The sequence below is a fragment of the Variovorax sp. P4_D9 genome, from assembly GCF_056401695.1.
This window is the reverse complement of sequence record NZ_JBFUIU010001742.1, coordinates 1-569: the sequence shown is the minus strand read 5'-3', so window position 1 is coordinate 569 and position 569 is coordinate 1. Positions and strand designations below refer to the sequence as shown.

Here is a 569-nt window from a genome sequence, read left to right as displayed (position 1 = left end):
TCCCACGGGCACGCTCCTCCAAGAAGCATTGTGTCAAGAGCCTCGATTTTTTGCCGGAAGTGCCTGATGGGACGCTACAAAAGCTACAAAAGGTGCTTTCGTAGGTTCTGTAGCCCCCTGTAGGGGCGCGTTTCGCAAGTCGTTGTCATTTGACGGCGCGCAGGCCTGGCGAGAGATCTTGGACGGCGGCGGCGATCGCACGATCGACTGTTTGGACGAGATCGTGCTTTCGAGCGTCGGGAAGCTGAAACCGCTGGCTGGGAACGCGTCGATGCTCCCAATATGAAAGGTCCGCCTCGAAGGGTTTCAGGAACACAGTGAATCCGATGGTGCCAGCCTCGCGCGGATCTGCATAGATCACCGCGTTCGAAGTCTCTTTCGTGTATGTGCGAAGTTTCCCCGCAGGTGTCTTGAAGCCGAGTGCCTGGATACGCTGCTCAGCCCACGCGAGGTTTTCGTCGGTTCGAACATCGCCTTTCCGCAAGCCTTCGTCTGAAAGGCGGGCAGGGACGTATGGGTTGACCGCGAACTGAACCTCCCTCTTCCGCCGTGCTTCCATGGCCTCTCGC

1 protein-coding gene is annotated in these 569 nt (G+C 58.3%); it reads right to left on the bottom strand.

The features are described 5' to 3' along the window. Positions 1-145: 145 nt before the first annotated feature. The coding region (locus AC1DY5_RS58095; protein WP_478123108.1) for a hypothetical protein at positions 146-569 on the bottom strand (424 nt) is incomplete at its 5' end.